Below are 16,778 nucleotides of genomic sequence, written 5' to 3'. Positions count from 1 at the left end.
CTTTTCTTTCGGCGCTGGCTTCACGAGGAAGCGAGCTCATCAGGTTGGCGTGTTCTGCCGTGCTGGTGAGGGCGCATTATAGGGAGGCGCGCCGCGATGACAAGGCTTTTTTTGAAGAAAGTCACGGAAATCTCAAATTATCCAATTAGAAACAGCTTACTCAGTGTATATATACAATGTTATCCACAACCCAATGATTTCAGACCCCTTTTATCATCATTTAAGTGGGTCTTCCTCCCGCAAGGGATGCCATACTGGAACGGATAATGTGTCCCGAATGGTCCATGGTAGCGCCCGGCTGGAAAGCTGGTTACCATGGAGGTGAATAGAGTGTTGCACCTTTTTTGCTTTCATTTACAAAAGGTCTTTAAAGATGAATTTATCCAAGTTTCCCGTTTATGTGCAGGCAGCCATCCTTGCCCTGATGTTGGCACTGGTTGGTTATCTGGTTGCCCAGGCACTGCAATTTTCTTTGAAAGCCGAAGTGATTTTTGCTGTGGGTCTGGCCATCGGCGGTTTCGTGGTACCGCTGTTCCTCAACAACCGAGCGCCCGCCGGCGCCACTGAACAGACCTCCAATCAGGAGACCTGCACCTTATATGTAGGCAACCTGCCATACCGTGCCAATGAGATAGCCGTGCGTGAACTGTTTGCCGAACAGGGCCAGGTTATCTCTGTTCGTCTGATGAAGGACAAGGCCACCGGCAAGCGCCGAGGATTTGGTTTCGTAGAGATGCCTGCTGCGGACGCCGCCAAGGCGATCGCAGCGCTCAACGACAAGGAGTATCAGCAGCGCACTCTCAAGGTGCGCGAAGCCAATGACAAGCGGGATAAAGATGAACGAGAAGGCAACGAGGTTGACGCCTGATCGGCAACCGATCGTTTGTTAGAACCTGACCTCTTCGAGAGATGACAGCCCCCAAGCTTGCAAGGGGGCTGTCAGTTTCTGGGTCTGGGCATCCAGCCGGGTGCAATAGGCGCTCCCCCCGACATCTTCCATCCGCGTCGGTGTCGTGACCAAACCAGTCAACAGGTGAGCCACCCGTTTGGCAACCGCACTGCCGGAATCCACCAGTTGGCACGCAGGCATCAGCTGCCGTATCTCTTCATCCAGCAACGGGAAATGGGTACAACCCAACACCAGGGTATCCGGGTGTTCTTCCCCTTCCAGCCAGTCCGCCAGCACTTCCCGCAACAGCGCCATATTGACCGGCAGACCCGCCAGCTTGCGTTCGGCCTCGATGACCAGCTCGGTCGCCCCCTTGAGCAGCACCCGCTTGCCCGGCGCAAACTGGGCGATGAGCTCGTGGGTGTATTCACGGCTGACGGTACCCGGTGTCGCCAGCAGACCGATGCAACCGTTGCGGGTGAGCGCGGCCGCGGGCTTGATGGCAGGCACCACCCCTACCACGGGAATAGCCAGAGCCTCGCGCAGGGCAGGCAGCGCTATGGTGCTGGCGGTGTTGCAGGCGATCACCACCAGATCGATATGATGACGAGCCACCATGGTAGTGACCAGTCGGGTGCAGGCAGCAATCAAGGCAGGCTCGCTCAGCTCACCATAGGGGAAGTTGGCGTTGTCGAAGCAATAGAGATAGTTGTGTGCCGGCAATGCGCGGCGGATCTCGCGGTAGATGGTCAGCCCACCCATACCGGAGTCGAACACGAGAATATTGGCCACTTGAGCTCCCCTTTGGTGCAAGGCGGCGATCATACTCCCGCCCACCGCCAATAGAAAAGGCCCCACCAATGGCGGGGCCCCTCATTTATACAATCACGGTCGGGATCAGAGTGAGTAGTCGACCGTCACGTAATAGGCACGCTCGTCGGCCGGGTAGCCCACCGCAGTCTGGTACTCCTTGTCCAGCAGGTTGTTGATCTTGCCGGAGACCTTCCAGGAAGGCGCGACCTGATAACCCACTGCCAGGTTCCAGACACTGTAGCCCCCCAGCTGGGTCGTGTTGGCCGCATCGCCATAGCGCTCGCCCTGATAGATCCAGCTCAGGGAGCCATCGAACTGCTGCCACTGTGCCTGGGTCACCCACTTGGCCCCCTTGCGGGAGATCAGCTGCAGCTGTTTGTCGGTCACCTTGTCCTTGGGATCCTTGTACTCGGCAGAGACCCGGTGGCTCAGCCAGCCGGTGTCAAATTCCCCTTCCAGCTCGATACCTTCGATCCGCGCCTTGCCAACGTTCTGAGGGCTCCAGAAACTGTTGGGATCACTCGGATTAGTGGGCGCCCACTGGATCATCTGCTCGAAGTCGTTGCGATAACCGGTCACACGCCACTCGACGCCGGCAGTCTGGCCATCGAGCATCAGCTCGCGGCTCTTCGACTCTTCCGGCTTCAGGTCAGGGTTGCCTGAGCTCGGGTAGTAGAGGTCATTAAAGGAGGGGGCGCGGAAGCCGGTGCCGTAACGGGCACTGAGGCGATAATCCTCCGCGAAGCGCCAACCAGCCCCGGTCTGCCAGGTGTTGTGACGACCAAACTGCTTGTTATCGTCACTGCGACCGCTCAGCTCGGCCTGCCACGTCTGGTTGTCAAACTGGGCCAGAGCATAGAGCCCGGTGTTGTCGCGCTCGTCGGCATCGCTCGGAAAGGCGGTGCCGGAGGAGCGGGAACTGGCATCCAGCATGTCGCGCTGCCAGTCGGCGCCGCCACCCAGGGTCCAGTTCTCGTCCAGCTTGACGTTGTTGACCCAGTTCAGGGTGTACTGACGGGTATAGAGCCGGTCAGTGGCCTGATCGCGGCCGCTGCTGTCCGGGTAGTCGTAGGCATCCTGTTTGGAGAAGGCACCGCGCAGTTCGCTCAGGTAACGCTCGTCGTGATAACGGGACCCCAGCTGGTAGCTCTGATTCTCGGTCCAGGTTTCGTTGCGCTGATGGTAGGCCGGGCCCCAGGCAGAAGCGGCGGACGATCGGTCGTACTGGGCAATGTTGCGGAACCAGCGGGTCGTGCCGAACAGATCCCAGTTGCCGGTCAGCGCATGCTGATAGTCCAGCATGGCGTTATAGCCCCGGTGACCGTGCTTGTCGCCATCGTTCACCCCTGCGATGGGGTGGACGTTGTAGCCGGTCTCGTCATCGAAGCCCCCGGCAACTTTGAGCTGGCCAGCTTCACCGATCTGGCTGGCGCTGCTGAAGGCTGCCTGGCGCTGTTTGTGGGAGCCGGCACCGACATTGAATTTGTGCTTGTTGGTCGCGGGGTCGGGACGGGTGATGATGTTGATCACCCCGCCGATGGCATCCGAACCATAGATAGTGGCACGCGCGCCGCGGATATATTCGATGCGCTCCACCTGATTGAGCGGCAGGTTGTTGAGCTCCGTCATCCCGGCGGTCAGGGAGGCGCTACGCACCCCGTCCACCAGCACCAGGGTCTGGGAAGAGGTGCCGCCACGCACCCGCAGCGAGCTCAGTTGGCCACGGCCGCCATTGCTCACCACTTCCACGCCGGGCAGGGTCTTGACCACATCGGTCACGGTCTGGGCTTGCAGACGGTCGATCTCGTCACGGGTCACCACGTTGACGGGAGCCAGCACGCTGGAGGCAGGTTGGGCGACACGGGTGGCGGTCACCACCATGGTGGGGTTGACGGGGATGGTCAGTGGCTGGGCAAAGGCCGCCGTTGGCAACAGGGCAGCCGCCAATAATTTCTTGGACATGAGAGATCCTTAAGTTCGCGTAAGCATCTACTTCGTGGCCGGTTTCTCTCGGCCCGAAATACGAACTTTGGCAGGTCTTCGGGCTGGGGGGCTGATGGCCTACGGCGACGGCTTCCCACCCGATGGCAGTGCCCTGATGTCGCTTCGTTCCCCCTTACCGCTGCGCGCCAGCTCCGGATTTTCACCGGATTCCCTATTAAGCATGATGCGCCAAAGCGCAGGGATTATAGGCAGAGCAGAGGTGGATGTATAGCCATCCAGATTTCTATTTCTTGCCACCCAATGCCGCCAATCGCTGCTTCGCCCCTGCCATCACCGCCTGCACACCGGGATGGGAGAGGTGGCGACCGGCCGACACCAGATAGTAGGAGAGCGTCACTTCGGTCAGGGTTGCAATCCGTTCGACACCATAGAGCCGTGCTATCTCCTCGGCCATGGCCAGCGGCGCCGGGAAGATCCCCATCCCCGCCTTGCCAAACGACTTCATCAGAGTCGAATCATCGAACTGGCCGACCAGATGAGGATGAATGCCCTGCTGCCGATACCAGGCCAGCAGGCTGTCATGGGTCGCCGACTTCTCCCCAGGGATCAGTAGCGGCAGCCCTTCGAGGGAGGCGGGAAAGCCCTGCCGTGCCCGGGCAGCCAGCTCGGGGCTGGCAAACAGCGCCAGCGGGCTGCGCCCCAGCTCGTGGTTGTAGCCGCGCACCCCGCTGTCGGGGGGAAGCGGGCGATCGATCAGCACCATGTCCAGCTTGTGGCTGGCCAGCTCACTGAACAGCTGTTCCGCCCGCTCTTCATGGCACACCAGGCGCAGCGGGGTGGCCAGCGCCATGGCAGGCGCCAGCAGCTCGAACGCCAGGGTACGGGGGACTGAGTCGGCGATCCCCACCTGCATGGTCAGCTCCTGGCTGGCATGGCGCAGGGTATGCTCGAGATCGGCGCCGAGCGAGAAGATGGCGCCAGCCTGTTCAAGCGCCTGGCGACCGGCGGCGGTCAGGGCAAGCCGCCGCCCCACCCGGTTGAACAGCGCCACCCCGAGGGAGAGCTCAAGCTCGGCCACCTGACCACTGACGGTCTGCGGCGTGAGGTGCAACTGTTCGGCGGCCCGCGTCACACTACCGCTGCGCGCCACGTGCCAGAAGTAATAGAGCTGTTTATAGTTGAGCATCGGGTCCCTTATCAGTTTCTACCGAACAATCATCAATCAAAATCTGATTTTATCGAAACATCTTGCACTCTAGCATGCAACCACCCTGTGAATTGCCTCCTGCGAACTCCCATGCTGGATGTTGTTGTACTCTTTTTCCTGTTTGGCCTGCTGGCCGGTCTGGTGCGCTCCGAGCTCAAGCTACCGCCCGCGCTCTACGATACTCTCTCCCTCTTTCTGTTGCTGGCCATCGGCCTCAAGGGCGGCGTCGGTCTGGCGCAGCAATCCCTGCAACCCTTATTACCGCAACTGGCGCTAGTGATCCTGCTCGGCATGCTGCAGACCCTGGCCGGGTTCGCCGTGCTACGCCTCAAGATGAGCCGGGTCGATGCCGCCGCCACTGCCGCCCACTACGGCTCGGTCAGCGTGGCGACCTTTGCGGTCGGGGTGAACTGGCTCACCGAGCGCGGCATCAGCTTCGAATCCCAGCTCTCCATCTTCCTGGCGGTGATGGAGATCCCCGCCATCTTGGTCGGCATCGTACTGGCCCAGGGAGTGAGCCGGCAGACCCGCTGGCGCCGACTGGCCCATGAAACCTTCCTCGGCAAGGGGGTCACCCTGCTGCTGGGCGGCATGGCCATCGGTTATCTCGCCGGTCCCGACGGGATTGCCCCGCTCAAGCCCCTGTTTGTCGACCTGTTCAAGGGGGCGCTGGCGCTGTTCCTGCTGGAGATGGGCCTCATCGTCGCCCGCCAGTGCCAGGACCTGCGCCGCCATGGCCTGTTCCTGCTCGGCTTTGCCCTGCTGATGCCGCTCGCCTCGGCTGGCCTCGGCCTGGTGATCGGCCAGCTGATGGGGCTCTCCCTGGGTGGCCTGACCCTGCTGGCCACCCTGGCAGCCAGCGCCTCCTATATCGCCGTGCCGGCCACCATGCGCATCGCCGTGCCTCAGGCCAATCCGGGCCTGTCGCTCAGCGCCGTGCTGGGGGTCACCTTCCCGTTCAACATCATGCTGGGGATCCCGCTCTACCACAGCTGGGCCCGCCACTTCACGGAGTAGCCACATGCAGACCGAGATCCGTACCCTGCTCACCGTCATCACGGAAGCGAACCTGGAACCCACCCTGCTGCGCACCCTCACCCGCGAGGGGCTACGCGGCTACACCATCACGGATGCCAGAGGGCGCGGCGACCACGGTGAGCGCAACGCCAGCTGGAGCGAGAGCGGCAACATCCGGCTGGAAGCGATCTGCAGCCGCGAACAGGCGGAGCGCCTGCTCGCCCACCTGCAGAGTCGCTACTACCCCGACTATGCCATGGTCGCCTTTTTGCAACCGGTCGAAATCGTGCGACCCGAAAAATTCTGAGCCGGCTTGCCGGCTCTTTTTGCCACCCAGAGACAAACGTTTGACTGCAAGGAGTCATCAGCCATGAATACCCCTCCCCTGATCGGCCTGGTAATGGGATCCGACTCCGACTGGCCCGTGATGCAGGCCGCCGCCCGCATCCTCAAGGAGCATGGCGTCCCCTATGAGGCGCGCGTGGTCTCGGCCCACCGCACCCCGGATCTGCTGTTCGAATATGCCGCCAGCGCCCGTGAGCGCGGCCTGCGCGCCATCATCGCCGGGGCTGGCGGCGCCGCCCATCTGCCTGGCATGGTGGCCGCCAAGACCACCCTTCCGGTGCTGGGTGTGCCCATCCCGACCCGCCAGCTCAAGGGGATGGACTCCCTGCTCTCCATCGTGCAGATGCCCAAGGGAGTGCCAGTCGCCACCTTCGCCATCGGCGAGGCGGGGGCCGCCAACGCCGGCCTGTTTGCGGTCTCCCTGCTCTCCGTCGCGCAAGACGGCGATGCCCCCCGCTACCAGCAGCAGCTCGACGGTTTTCGCGCCAACGAACGCGACCGGGTGCTGGCCCTCACGCTGGAGGACCCGGCATGATACTGCCACCCGCCACCCTCGGCATGCTGGGGGGCGGCCAACTGGGCCGCTACTTCGTGATGGCCGCCCACCGCCTCGGCTACAAGGTGGTGGTGCTGGATCCCGACCCTGCCAGCATCGCCGGCGCCGCTGCCGATCACCATATTGTTGCCGCCTATGACGACCCGACCGCACTGCACGATCTGGCCAGCCGCTGCGCCGCCGTCACCTGCGAGTTTGAGAACGTGCCGGCCACCGCCCTGGCCCTGCTGGAGCAGTACCAGCCGGTACGACCGGCCGCCGGTGCCGTGCGCATCTGTCAGGATCGCCGCGAAGAGAAGGCCTTCCTGAGCAGAGCCGGCATCCCGGTCGCCCCCAACCAGACGCTGCAGCCGGGTGAGCCGCTGCCCGAGCTGCCGGATCACCTCTTCCCCGCCATCCTCAAGACCGCCCGCGAGGGGTACGACGGCAAAGGCCAGTGGACCATTCAGGCCGCCGACCAGCTGCCGGCCGCGCTGGCCGCAAGCGGCGTCCCCTGCGTGCTGGAACAGCGGCTGGCGCTGGAAGGGGAATTTTCCCTGACCCTGGCCCGCAGCCCGAGCGGTGCCATCGGTGCCCTGCCGCTGGTGCAGAACTGGCACAGCGGCGGCATTCTGGATCAGACCCGCTCCCCGGCCAACATGCCGGCGCTGGAGGCCGACGCCAGACACATCGCCGAACAGCTGATCGCCGCCCTCGACTACGTCGGCGTGCTGACGGTGGAGTTCTTCCTGGTGGCAGGGAAACTGCTGGTCAACGAGCTGGCACCCCGCCCCCACAACTCGGGCCACCCCAGCCTCGACAACGCCGAGTGCAGCCAGTTCGAGCTGCAGGTGCGCGCCCTGTGCGATCTGCCGCTACCCGCCCGGATCGCCGTGCGCCCCGCCATGTTGCTCAACCTGCTGGGGGATCTCTGGCAAAACGGCACGCCAGACTGGGCCGCCCTGCTGGCACTGCCCGGCGTGCATCTGCACCTCTACGGCAAGGGAGAACCCCGCCCCGGCCGCAAGATGGGCCATGTCACCATCACCGCCGCCGACTGGCCAACGGTGGAAGAGACCTGCCAGCGGGTGCGCCAGCTGTTGGGGCTGCCGCCACGCTGAGCTCTGAGTCGCGCACAAAAAAAGACCCGGGCCTGGCCCGGGTCTTTTCATTGCTTGCTGCGGTAAGAAGGTGATCAGGCCCGCTCGACCGATACCGGCGCTGGCAGGCGGATGGTGAGGGAGAGCACCAGGGCCACCACCAGCAACACCAGGATCAGGTTGAAGGTCGCCATGAAGCCGCCGAACAGGGAGGCCACGATGGAGCCGATGATGCTGCCCAGACCAAAGCCCAGATAGATGACGCCGTAGTTCTTGGTCAGGTTGTTGAGACCGAAGAAGTCGCTCACCAGCGAGGGGTAGACGGTGATGGTGCCACCGAAGCTGAACGCCACGCAGGCCACTGCCACGAAGAACAGGTTGGCGTTGAGCGGCACGAACAGCAGCAGTGCCATCCCGGCCAGGGTAATCAGCTGGGCGATGGTGATGACCCGGATGCGGGACATCTTGTCGGAGAGGATACCCAGCACCAGCCGGCCGCCCAGGTTGGCCATCGCGATGATGGCAACGGCGTTGGCGGCGACCACGGCCGGCAGGCCCACCATCTTCTCGCCGATGTCCTTGGCCACGCCGATGACGTAGAGACCGCTCATGCAGGCGGTGAGGAACATCAGAGCCAGCATCCAGTACTGGGGCTTGCGCATCGCCTCGGCCAGGGTGAAGTCGCGGCTCTCGCTCTGCTGCACGGCGGCGGCCTGCTTGGGCGCATCCTTCATCAGCATGCCACCCACCAGCACCATGGACATGGCGATCAGCCCCCACAGCTGGAAGGTGGTCTCAAGGCCGTTGCTTGAGAGCAGCAGCAGGTTGATGTACTTGAAGCCCAGGCTGCCGAGGCCGTAGGCACCGATGGAGCAGGCGGAGATGAGCCCCTTGCGCTCCGGGAACCACTTCACGCAGTTGGAGAGGGTCATCAGGTAGCCGGTACCGTCGGCAAAACCGACCAGGATGCCGGCGCAGAGGTAGAGCATCGCCAGGTTGCTGGCGTGAGCGGTTAGGAAGAAGCCGATACCGAGCAGCACGCCGGCGCCCAGGGTGACGTTGCGCACCCCGAACCGCTCCTGCAGCTTGCCCGCCAGGGAGGAGGCCACCGCCAGCGAGAGGCTGAGCAGGCCGAAGGCGAAGGCGACCTGGCTCACCGGCTCGTCCAGCTTGTCGGAGAGCTGGGCGTTGAACAGGCTCCAGGTGTAAACGGATCCCAGCGCGAACTGGGTGATGATGGTCCCCAACAGGGTGAGGTAGCGGGTGCGATTCATCTCTCTGGTCATGATGCGTCTCGGTCAATGGCCTTAAGGAAACTGGGGCCACTATAGGCAAGACGCCACTCCCGCCGACCGATTAAGGCATGAAATGCAGATCGGCGGGAATGAATGACAATCAGAGCCGCATCAGCTGACGGAACGCCTTGATGTTGCTGCGGCTGACCGGCACCTCGAACGGCAAGTCATGGAGCCGGATGAGATAGGTGCTGTTGAACCAGGGCACTATCTCGCGGATCTTGTTGATGTTGACGCAGTAGGAGCGGTGGCAACGGAAGAACCCCTCGGCGGGCAGCCGGCTGACGAACTCGCTGAGGGTCATGGTCATCACGTAACGGTCATCGCGGGTGTAGACATGAGTGAGCTTCTCGTCGGCTTCCGCGTAATAGATCTGCTCGCAGGGGGTGACGATGATGCGCTCCCCCTTCACCAGGTTGACGGTGCGATTGTGTGGCGTGCCCGGCTCGCTCCCCTGCCCCGTCTGCGACTTGCCCGCCAGCTCGAGCTTTTGCAGCAGGCTGATGAGGCGCGGCTCGTTGTAGGGTTTGAGGATGTAGTCGAACGCCTCCAGCTCGAACGCCTCCACCGCAAACTCCTTGTAGGCGGTAACGAAGACGATGTGGGGCGGATGGCTCGACTTGTGCAGATTCTTGGCCAGCAGCAGGCCGTCGATGGAGGGGATCTGGATATCCAGAAACACCACGTCCACCTCGTGATCCTGCAGGTATTTGAACGCCTCCAGCCCATCCTCGAAGCTAGCCACTATCTCGATCTGGCTGTGCTGATTTACCAGATAGATGAGCTCCTCGCGGGCCAGGTATTCATCTTCCACTATGATGGCTTTCAGCATGGCATCGACTCCTGATCCGGCAGATAGAAACTCACTTCGGTACCCGGCTCCAGCCGCTTGAGGTGCAGGCCGTCGCCATAGAGCAGCTTGACCCGCTGATGCACGTTCATCAGGCCGATGCTGCGGCTCTCCACCCGCCCGGCGGCGACCCCGTCGATCACGGCCTGGCTGATGCCGTAACCGGTATCGCGCACCGCGACCCGAATGCCGCCCGCCAGCTGTTTCACCTCGATGGTGACCCTGCCCGGCGCACTGCGGGGCTGGATGCCGTGCAGGATGGCGTTTTCCACCAGCGGCTGCAACAGCAGGCTCGGCACCTGAATGTGTACGTCGTCCACCTCGAACACCACCTCCAGCTTGTCGCCGAAGCGGGCCTGCTCGATGGCCACGTAGTCGCGCACCTGCTGCAGCTCCTCCTGAATGTCGATGAGGGTGTCCCCCTTGTTGAGGTTGTAGCGCAGGTAGTCTGCCAGATTGGCGATGAGCTGGCGCGCCTGCTGGGGGCGGATGCGGATCAACGACGAGATGGCGTTGAGGGCGTTGAACAGGAAGTGCGGGTTGATCTTGCTCTGCAGTGCGGTGAACTCCGCCTTGCGGGTCATCTCTTTCAGTTGCTCGATGCGCGACACCTCCATCTGGGTGGAGATGAGCTGGGAGAGGCCCACCGCCATCTCCTTGAGGGAGCTGGTGATGCTGTGGGTGCGGCGGTAGTAGATCTTGAGGGTGCCGCTGACGGCGCCGTTCTCCCGCAGCGGAATAATGATGACCGAGTGGAAATCGGCCAGATGGTACTGGCGCAGATCGTTGTTGATGATGATCTGGTCCAGCAGCACCGCCCGCTGGGTCATGGCGCTGATGGCGTGGTGCTCGTCCAGCTCGTAGTAATCCTTGCCCACCCCCACATAGGCCAGCACGTCGCGAGTGTCGGTGATGGCCACCGCATCGGCGCTGATCTCGCTGCGAATGATGCCGCACACCTGGCTCAGGGAGTGACGATCGATGTTCTGGAAAAACGGCAGCGTCTTGTTGGCGATGTCCAGCGCCAGCTTGGCCTGCTTGGCGGCGATCAGCTCCTTCTCGTCATCCAGGTCCTGCACCAGCTTGATGATGAGACCGATGCAGAGCGCCCCGGCGATCATCGGATAGGCGATGTGGCTGACGATCTCCACCCCCACTGCATGGGGCTCGGTCAGCTGCCAGATAAGCAGCATGGTCAACCCCTCGCAGGCCATCCCCGCCAAGATGCCGTACAGCCAGAGCCGCGACTTGCGGCAGCGCAGGTGCAGCCAGGTCGCCAGCAGGCCGGCGATGATGCTGGCGATGAGACACGGGATCGAGGTGTGGCCATCCATGTCGATGAGGTAGCGGTGCAGGCCGGAGATAACCCCGGCCGGAATGCCGACCCAGGGGCCGAACAGGATGCCGCCCGAGATGATGGCGATGATCCGCACGTTGATGAGGGCCCCCTCCACCGGAATGCCGGTATAGGTGCTGAACACCGCGAACAGGCAGAAGATGGAGGCCACCAGCACCAGTTCGGCCGGGGTGTGGTCCCGCTTCTGGAACAGCCGCTGGAACGGCCGGGTACGGGTCAGGAAGAACAGGGTCATCAGCATCAGCGCCGCCCGTTCGAACACCGCCAACAACATCATCTGATTTTCGAGCAAAACAGGGATTCCGTATCTATGACTAAAGGGAGGACAAGGCGAGGGATCATACCCCGTATCCCGTGTCAGCTCATTCCGAATAGTGGGTTCCAGATTAAGCTTTGCTGCTGACGGGTCGATAGATGAGTGACCCCCTTGCAGCGGGGTAACCTCGATATCCAGGAGATAATCATATGTCTCAGAAAGGAGTTCTGGTGGCACTACTGGCTGGTTGCTGCGCGATGGCTGCTCAGGCCGGCACGCAAACCTATCAGCTCAATTGGCCCGCCACCGCCAGCAAGAGTAGCGGGATGGAAATCTCGCTCACCCACCCGGGCCAACAACCCGTCAATTCCGCTTCCACAGCCAACCCTATCCAGACCGAAGCCATCAACCTCAGCAATCCTGATTTCAACACCACTTACCAATTGCAGGCACGTACCCTGTATGCCAGTTTGCCCGCACAGGCAGGCGCCGACTTCAAGCTGGCGCTCAATGGCCAGTCACTGCCACGACACCATGCCCAGCCCCTGACCCAGGCCACCCGCTACTTCCTGAGCTATCAGGCCCCGGCCGCCAAACCGGATCAAACCGGTGAAGCCGCCTACGAGCTGCTGGTCTACTGGCACGGTTGACCCTCCATGAAGGCATGTTGAACATGCCTTCATTTTTATTTACCCCGGTTCGGACTGCATTCGCACCATGGCCTGTCTGACAATGCCATAGGCATGCTGCAACTGCAGTAAGGCCGTCGGCAACCCCTGTCGTTGCAGTTCGCCAGATTCTATCTCGCCACACACGGCAACCAGTGTCATCGCTCCCATGATCCTGGCCCCCCCCTTCAGCCGGTGGACATAATCCAGAAAACCAGCCAGATCATCAGCTTCAGCCGCTTGCTGCAAACCCAGCAGATCATCGTCGCTGGCACGCACAAACTCACTCAGCAAGGGTTGCATCAACGCGGGCTGGTTACCGGTCAATGGCCCGAGACTCTGCTTTATTCCCTGCATGCAACTGACAATTCTGGACTGCTCTTCCCGTTGTATATGTCGGCACAGACAACGCTCAAGCTCTTCCAGCCCGACCGGCTTGAACAGGCAGTCGTCCATGCCGGCTGCCAGCCCCTCACTGACTTGCTCCTGGCGAGCATCCGCCGTCAGCCCGAGGATAAGACAACGATGAGCGCCAGTGTCCTGCTCCAACCCCCGGCATTGCCGTGTCAATTCGAAACCATTCATGCCGGGCATGTTGAAGTCGGTGATCATCACGTCAAAAGGTGTGTGGGCAAACAGTGCCAGCGCTTCGGCACCCGATTCAGCAGCCGTGGCCTCATGCCCGAGGTATGCCAGTTGCTGGCTGACCAACAGACGGTTGGTAGGGTGATCGTCCACTATCATGACCCGCAACCGTCGGCTGTACTCGGCTACAGCCACCACATCCACGGCCGACTCCTGCTCAGGTGCGACAGCCAGTGGCAATTTCATCTCTATGCTGATGCAAGTACCGCGTCCAGGCTCACTCTCAAGCTGCAGTGAGCCCCCCATGGATTCACAAAGAGAGCGAGCGATCATCAACCCAAGTCCGGTGCCGGAGCGCTGGATGTGCTCTGGCTGGCTGGCCTGGCCAAAGGGTTGGAACAGCCTGGCTTGCTCCGCAGGCGCGATCCCGATGCCCGTATCCCTGATCACCAGATACAAGGTGCACCATCCATCGCTGGTTTTTGATTGCAACTCGACCTGCACCGATCCCTGTTCCGTGTACTTGATGGCATTGCTGACCAAGTTGGAGAGGATCTGCTTGTAGCAAAGGCCGTCGATCTGCACCCAACGGGGATCGTCGGCGACGAACTCCAGTTGCAGATTTTTCTGTCTGGCCAATGCATTGAAGACGGTGACGACAGCACCGGTCAGCGCAACAATGTCATGGGGCTCAGGCATCAGTTCGAGTCGGCCCGATTCAATTTTTGAAATATCGAGAATATCGCCAATCAAACTGAGCAGGTCATTGGCCGAACCATGAGCAATGGTGAGCGACGACTTGTCCTCCTCATGCAACCTGCCACGGCGCAGAGTCAGCTCCAGCAACCCTATGATTGCGTTCATGGGAGTGCGGATCTCGTGACTCATGGTTGCCAGAAAAGTCGACTTGGCTCGATTGGCCTCCTGGGCATCCTGGCTGGCCAGAGCCAGCTCATCCAGCAAACGCTGGCGCTCACTGACATCGATCCAGCCGCCAATCCCCCCTTGTACATTACCTTCCAAGTCATAATAAGGTTGCACCCAATGGTAGACATCCACGGCGCCAGTTGGCATGGGCAGGCGATGATCGCCCTGATGAGTGCAACGCACCACACGAGCCGTGCTCAGGTCCTCAAACAGAGGGGCCATAAAGGGCCAGCGCCGACAATCCTCCTCCATACTCGACCCCAGCAAGCGATGTTTCTCATCGCCGAAGAAACCGGCATAACTGCTGTTGCAGAGAATCAGCCTGCCCTCCCTGTCCCGGGCATAAATGGGATGGGGCGTTCCATCCACCAGGTCTTCGATGAACTTGAGCTGAGCACTCAAAGCCATCTCGGCAACCCGACGCTGGCGTACCTGTTTGTGTAAAGAGAGGCCCCAGAGACTGACCCAGATGGTCAACAGCAGCACCAATACAATGAACACCGCAAACTCTCGCACAAACTCCTGCCAAGTAATCGCTTCCTGCTGGGAGCTCACGCGCCAACGGTTGGACAGCCCTTCCAACTCATCCGGCGGTATGATGGTGATCACCTTGTCCAGAATATCGCGCAATATTTGACGATCGGGAGCAACGGCAAAGGCCGCACCTATCGGAATAGAATCAAACAACTCCCCCGTTATCAGCAGGCTGTCAGGAAACTTGCTGTTGATGTAGTACTTGGCCACCCGCAACGGCAACACGGCTACATCGCAGAGCTCGGTCGCCACGCATCGCAGGGCATCCTCAATCCGGTCAAATTGCCTGGTGGCCAGCTTGCCATATCTCTCCGCGATGGCCTGCTCCGAGATAAAGTCCCGGATCATGGCGACGGTGCCGGACCTCAGCAGCGTCTCTGGCGGGCTCGCCTCATGCTGTATACCAACCACATATGACAGGGGATCAAGCACAAAAGCGCGACTGAACAGATAACGATGTCGACGCTCCGCAGACGGGCTCAACACGGCAACATCCACCAACCCGCCATCCAGCAGTTGCTGCATCTGCTTTGGTGTTTTGACCGGCACCACTTCGATTTCGATGCCCTATTTGGCTCTCAAAACCTGTAGCAGATCGGCAACGACACCATGCAAGGTATCGTTGATATCGAGGAAGCTGAGTGGCGGCACCCCGCTGTTGACTGCAATCCGGACTTTTTTCTGCTGGCCCAACCAGGCCCACTGCTCACTAGTCAGCCCAACCTTGCGGGCCCCTATCGATAAGCCGCCACCATTCCAACGTTTGGCTATTTCTTCACGCTTACCATCAAATATTTCACCCAAGGCAATATTCAATATTTTCCTGAGGCGCTGGTTTTTTTTCTCAAGGGAGAACGAAAAACCATGCGTATCAATATATAATGGTCTAGATAACTGAATGCTATCCTGATAAAACTTATTGACGATGAAATTACCAGAAATCATGTCTATCATGACGGCATCGACTTGGCCATATGCCACTGCAGATAACGCACTATAACGAGAGGGATATATCTTTATTTTAACATCAGGCAAGTATCGCATTATATCTATGGCTGGCAGATAATACTCCGGGATGGCCACCGTTCTTATATCACGCTCCTTTACGTGAATGTTTTTATATATGGCTGGATCATCCGGCATATATTTATCAGTCAGTAATAATTGCTGCTCTTCCTCATAGGAATTTGAGGTACTCAGCAAGTCGATCTCTTCCCTCTTGAGCGCATCAATGGCCGCCGCGCGAGAGGGATAGGTCTTTACGACGATCTCGACATGCAACAGGTGGCTCAACATACCGGCTATGTCGGCAGTGACCCCTTCATAGGCATTGGCACGCAAGGTGATATCCATCGGGGGATTGTCTGGCCTGGGTACTCCGAGCAGCAGTCGACCACGATTTCTCAGCCACAACCAATCTTCCGCATGCAGAGGCAGGCTCCGTTTCTCGAGATACTCGCTATCATTGCGCGCATAGATGTGCAGCAGCTCTGTCTCCAGCTCATGGGCAAAGGAACAGAATGTACAAAGGCTGACCAGTATGGTCGTGAAAAATTTTATCATGCTCACAACAACTCTTGGCGCCTGGCCAGACTGATCAGGTCAACCATGTTAGTTACATTAAGTTTTTGCATGAGCCGGGTCTTGTATGTACTGACTGTCTTTTCACTGAGTAACATATTTTCGGCAATATGCTTGTTGGTGTGCCCCTGGCATATCAAAAGCAGGACACTCATCTCTCTGTCAGAGAGTGTAGACAGCAGATCAGCACGATCCACCTCGTGGGCATGCCTGGCTCCAGCAATAATATCTCGAGGAAAATAGAGCTGACCTTTTTTTATTTTATCAAGGGCGGCATTTAATAATGAAAGGTCATCAAGCTTGGATATGAATCCATCCGCACCAGCCTGTAGGCAGCGTACCATAATATGATGTGTAGCTTGTCCAGATAATATTACCACCTTGATGGCGGGATCCATATCCTTCAACCTCTTGATGACCTCTATACCATCCAGCCTGGGGATTCCTATATCTAGAACAACCATCTCAGGTTTATTTTTTCTAGCTAAAGAGATAGCATCAACACCATTATCAACTTCTGCCAGAATATGATGACCCGCCTGTTTCAATAAAATATTAACGGCCATTCTTATCGCTGGATGGTCATCGACTATTAATATTTTTGCCATATAGTTACCTATCCTTAACCCGTTTGATTCTGCATATAGTAACTACAAAATCAGTGCGTGTACCATATGACACTTAAATATTAATGATATGTTACACACATCTGTGGATTGCGGGTTTCATTACTTATAAACAAATTTAATTATGCCTTTTTACATATAATCATCAGACACTTACAAACAGATATATTCCTTTGAATCTCTATTTTGGCTTGCACTATTTCCAGCACTTCAATCTCATCTGAGATAACCCACCAACGCACCGGTTCA

At 59.5% G+C, this 16,778-nt stretch carries 15 protein-coding genes and 1 riboswitch; of the genes, 6 read left to right on the top strand and 9 right to left on the bottom strand.

The window, feature by feature from the left end:
* Window positions 1–373: 373 nt before the first annotated feature.
* A complete protein-coding gene (locus AB5Y81_RS19625; RefSeq protein WP_279485105.1) occupies window positions 374–868 on the top strand; it encodes an RNA-binding protein in 495 nt (164 codons plus the stop codon).
* Between the two features lie 18 nt (window positions 869–886).
* Here the strand turns inward: AB5Y81_RS19625 and murI are convergent, their stop codons facing one another.
* The 3 genes from murI to AB5Y81_RS19610 form a co-directional block, all read right to left on the bottom strand.
* On the bottom strand, window positions 887–1,681 hold the full coding sequence (murI, locus tag AB5Y81_RS19620) for a glutamate racemase (RefSeq protein ID WP_005306974.1): 795 nt from the start codon (window positions 1,679–1,681) through the stop codon (window positions 887–889).
* A 105-nt stretch (window positions 1,682–1,786) separates the two neighbouring features.
* Window positions 1,787–3,664 carry a TonB-dependent receptor gene (locus tag AB5Y81_RS19615; RefSeq protein WP_279485104.1) on the bottom strand — a complete coding sequence of 626 codons (1,878 nt, stop codon included), beginning with the start codon at window positions 3,662–3,664 and terminating at the stop codon, window positions 1,787–1,789.
* A gap of 51 nt (window positions 3,665–3,715) precedes the next feature.
* A riboswitch (cobalamin riboswitch) is annotated at window positions 3,716–3,894 on the bottom strand.
* Between the two features lie 35 nt (window positions 3,895–3,929).
* Window positions 3,930–4,832, bottom strand: coding sequence for a LysR family transcriptional regulator (locus AB5Y81_RS19610; protein WP_010635666.1), 903 nt, complete (start codon window positions 4,830–4,832; stop codon window positions 3,930–3,932).
* A 111-nt stretch (window positions 4,833–4,943) separates the two neighbouring features.
* Between AB5Y81_RS19610 and AB5Y81_RS19605 the strand changes: the two genes are divergently transcribed.
* From AB5Y81_RS19605 to AB5Y81_RS19590, 4 genes are all read left to right on the top strand, one after another.
* Window positions 4,944–5,870, top strand: a complete 927-nt coding sequence (locus AB5Y81_RS19605; RefSeq protein ID WP_026141428.1) for a sodium-dependent bicarbonate transport family permease — start codon at window positions 4,944–4,946, stop codon at window positions 5,868–5,870.
* Between the two features lie 4 nt (window positions 5,871–5,874).
* A complete protein-coding gene (locus AB5Y81_RS19600) occupies window positions 5,875–6,177 on the top strand; it encodes a hypothetical protein (RefSeq protein WP_005306985.1) in 303 nt (100 codons plus the stop codon).
* A gap of 63 nt (window positions 6,178–6,240) precedes the next feature.
* Window positions 6,241–6,750: a 5-(carboxyamino)imidazole ribonucleotide mutase gene (gene purE / locus AB5Y81_RS19595; protein WP_005306988.1), complete on the top strand. Its 510-nt coding sequence runs from the start codon at window positions 6,241–6,243 to the stop codon at window positions 6,748–6,750.
* The gene (locus AB5Y81_RS19590; protein ID WP_279485102.1) at window positions 6,747–7,871 is read left to right on the top strand and encodes a 5-(carboxyamino)imidazole ribonucleotide synthase; all 1,125 of its coding nucleotides are present in this window, start codon (window positions 6,747–6,749) and stop codon (window positions 7,869–7,871) included. Before purE ends, AB5Y81_RS19590 begins: the two co-directional genes overlap by 4 nt.
* Window positions 7,872–7,945: 74 nt before the next feature.
* On the opposite strand, the gene AB5Y81_RS19585 is transcribed toward AB5Y81_RS19590, so the two are convergent.
* From AB5Y81_RS19585 to AB5Y81_RS19575, 3 genes are all read right to left on the bottom strand, one after another.
* A complete protein-coding gene (locus AB5Y81_RS19585) occupies window positions 7,946–9,136 on the bottom strand; it encodes an MFS transporter (RefSeq protein ID WP_279485101.1) in 1,191 nt (396 codons plus the stop codon).
* Between the two features lie 109 nt (window positions 9,137–9,245).
* On the bottom strand, window positions 9,246–9,977 hold the full coding sequence (locus tag AB5Y81_RS19580) for a LytTR family DNA-binding domain-containing protein (RefSeq protein WP_005306995.1): 732 nt from the start codon (window positions 9,975–9,977) through the stop codon (window positions 9,246–9,248).
* Window positions 9,971–11,644, bottom strand: a complete 1,674-nt coding sequence (locus tag AB5Y81_RS19575) for a sensor histidine kinase (RefSeq protein WP_279485100.1) — start codon at window positions 11,642–11,644, stop codon at window positions 9,971–9,973. The genes AB5Y81_RS19580 and AB5Y81_RS19575 overlap by 7 nt, the downstream gene beginning before the upstream one ends.
* Window positions 11,645–11,817: 173 nt before the next feature.
* Here AB5Y81_RS19575 and AB5Y81_RS19570 point away from each other — a divergent pair, with 173 nt between their 5' ends.
* A complete protein-coding gene (locus tag AB5Y81_RS19570; protein WP_017766465.1) occupies window positions 11,818–12,258 on the top strand; it encodes a hypothetical protein in 441 nt (146 codons plus the stop codon).
* Window positions 12,259–12,297: 39 nt separating this feature from the next.
* On the opposite strand, the gene AB5Y81_RS19565 is transcribed toward AB5Y81_RS19570, so the two are convergent.
* From AB5Y81_RS19565 to AB5Y81_RS19555, 3 genes are read right to left on the bottom strand one after another with little or no spacing between them, the layout of a single operon-like run.
* Entirely contained in the window at window positions 12,298–14,880 is a 2,583-nt protein-coding gene (locus AB5Y81_RS19565; protein ID WP_341536321.1) for an ATP-binding protein, read from the bottom strand.
* 9 nt (window positions 14,881–14,889) lie between these two features.
* Window positions 14,890–15,885, bottom strand: coding sequence for a transporter substrate-binding domain-containing protein (locus tag AB5Y81_RS19560; RefSeq protein ID WP_279485099.1), 996 nt, complete (start codon window positions 15,883–15,885; stop codon window positions 14,890–14,892).
* Window positions 15,886–15,887: 2 nt separating this feature from the next.
* Complete coding sequence (locus tag AB5Y81_RS19555) at window positions 15,888–16,511, bottom strand: response regulator transcription factor (RefSeq protein ID WP_017780358.1); 624 nt, start codon at window positions 16,509–16,511, stop codon at window positions 15,888–15,890.
* Between the last annotated feature and the right edge of the window lie 267 nt (window positions 16,512–16,778).

Origin of the sequence: Aeromonas sp. s2, from assembly GCF_040907935.1 — a bacterium.
Classification (GTDB): domain Bacteria; phylum Pseudomonadota; class Gammaproteobacteria; order Enterobacterales; family Aeromonadaceae; genus Aeromonas; species Aeromonas dhakensis.
This window is presented reverse-complemented; position numbering and strand designations above follow the sequence as displayed.

Excerpts from the sequence above, each read along its gene's own strand:
- AB5Y81_RS19625 (WP_279485105.1), top strand. The coding sequence starts at position 374 with ATGAATTTATCCAAGTTTCCCGTTTATGTGCAGGCAGCCATCCTTGCC.
- AB5Y81_RS19615 (WP_279485104.1), bottom strand. The coding sequence starts at position 3,664 with ATGTCCAAGAAATTATTGGCGGCTGCCCTGTTGCCAACGGCGGCCTTT.
- AB5Y81_RS19610 (WP_010635666.1), bottom strand. The coding sequence starts at position 4,832 with ATGCTCAACTATAAACAGCTCTATTACTTCTGGCACGTGGCGCGCAGC.
- AB5Y81_RS19605 (WP_026141428.1), top strand. The coding sequence starts at position 4,944 with ATGCTGGATGTTGTTGTACTCTTTTTCCTGTTTGGCCTGCTGGCCGGT.
- AB5Y81_RS19600 (WP_005306985.1), top strand. The coding sequence starts at position 5,875 with ATGCAGACCGAGATCCGTACCCTGCTCACCGTCATCACGGAAGCGAAC.
- purE (WP_005306988.1), top strand. The coding sequence starts at position 6,241 with ATGAATACCCCTCCCCTGATCGGCCTGGTAATGGGATCCGACTCCGAC.
- AB5Y81_RS19590 (WP_279485102.1), top strand. The coding sequence starts at position 6,747 with ATGATACTGCCACCCGCCACCCTCGGCATGCTGGGGGGCGGCCAACTG.
- AB5Y81_RS19585 (WP_279485101.1), bottom strand. The coding sequence starts at position 9,136 with ATGACCAGAGAGATGAATCGCACCCGCTACCTCACCCTGTTGGGGACC.
- AB5Y81_RS19580 (WP_005306995.1), bottom strand. The coding sequence starts at position 9,977 with ATGCTGAAAGCCATCATAGTGGAAGATGAATACCTGGCCCGCGAGGAG.
- AB5Y81_RS19570 (WP_017766465.1), top strand. The coding sequence starts at position 11,818 with ATGTCTCAGAAAGGAGTTCTGGTGGCACTACTGGCTGGTTGCTGCGCG.
- AB5Y81_RS19560 (WP_279485099.1), bottom strand. The coding sequence starts at position 15,885 with ATGATAAAATTTTTCACGACCATACTGGTCAGCCTTTGTACATTCTGT.
- AB5Y81_RS19555 (WP_017780358.1), bottom strand. The coding sequence starts at position 16,511 with ATGGCAAAAATATTAATAGTCGATGACCATCCAGCGATAAGAATGGCC.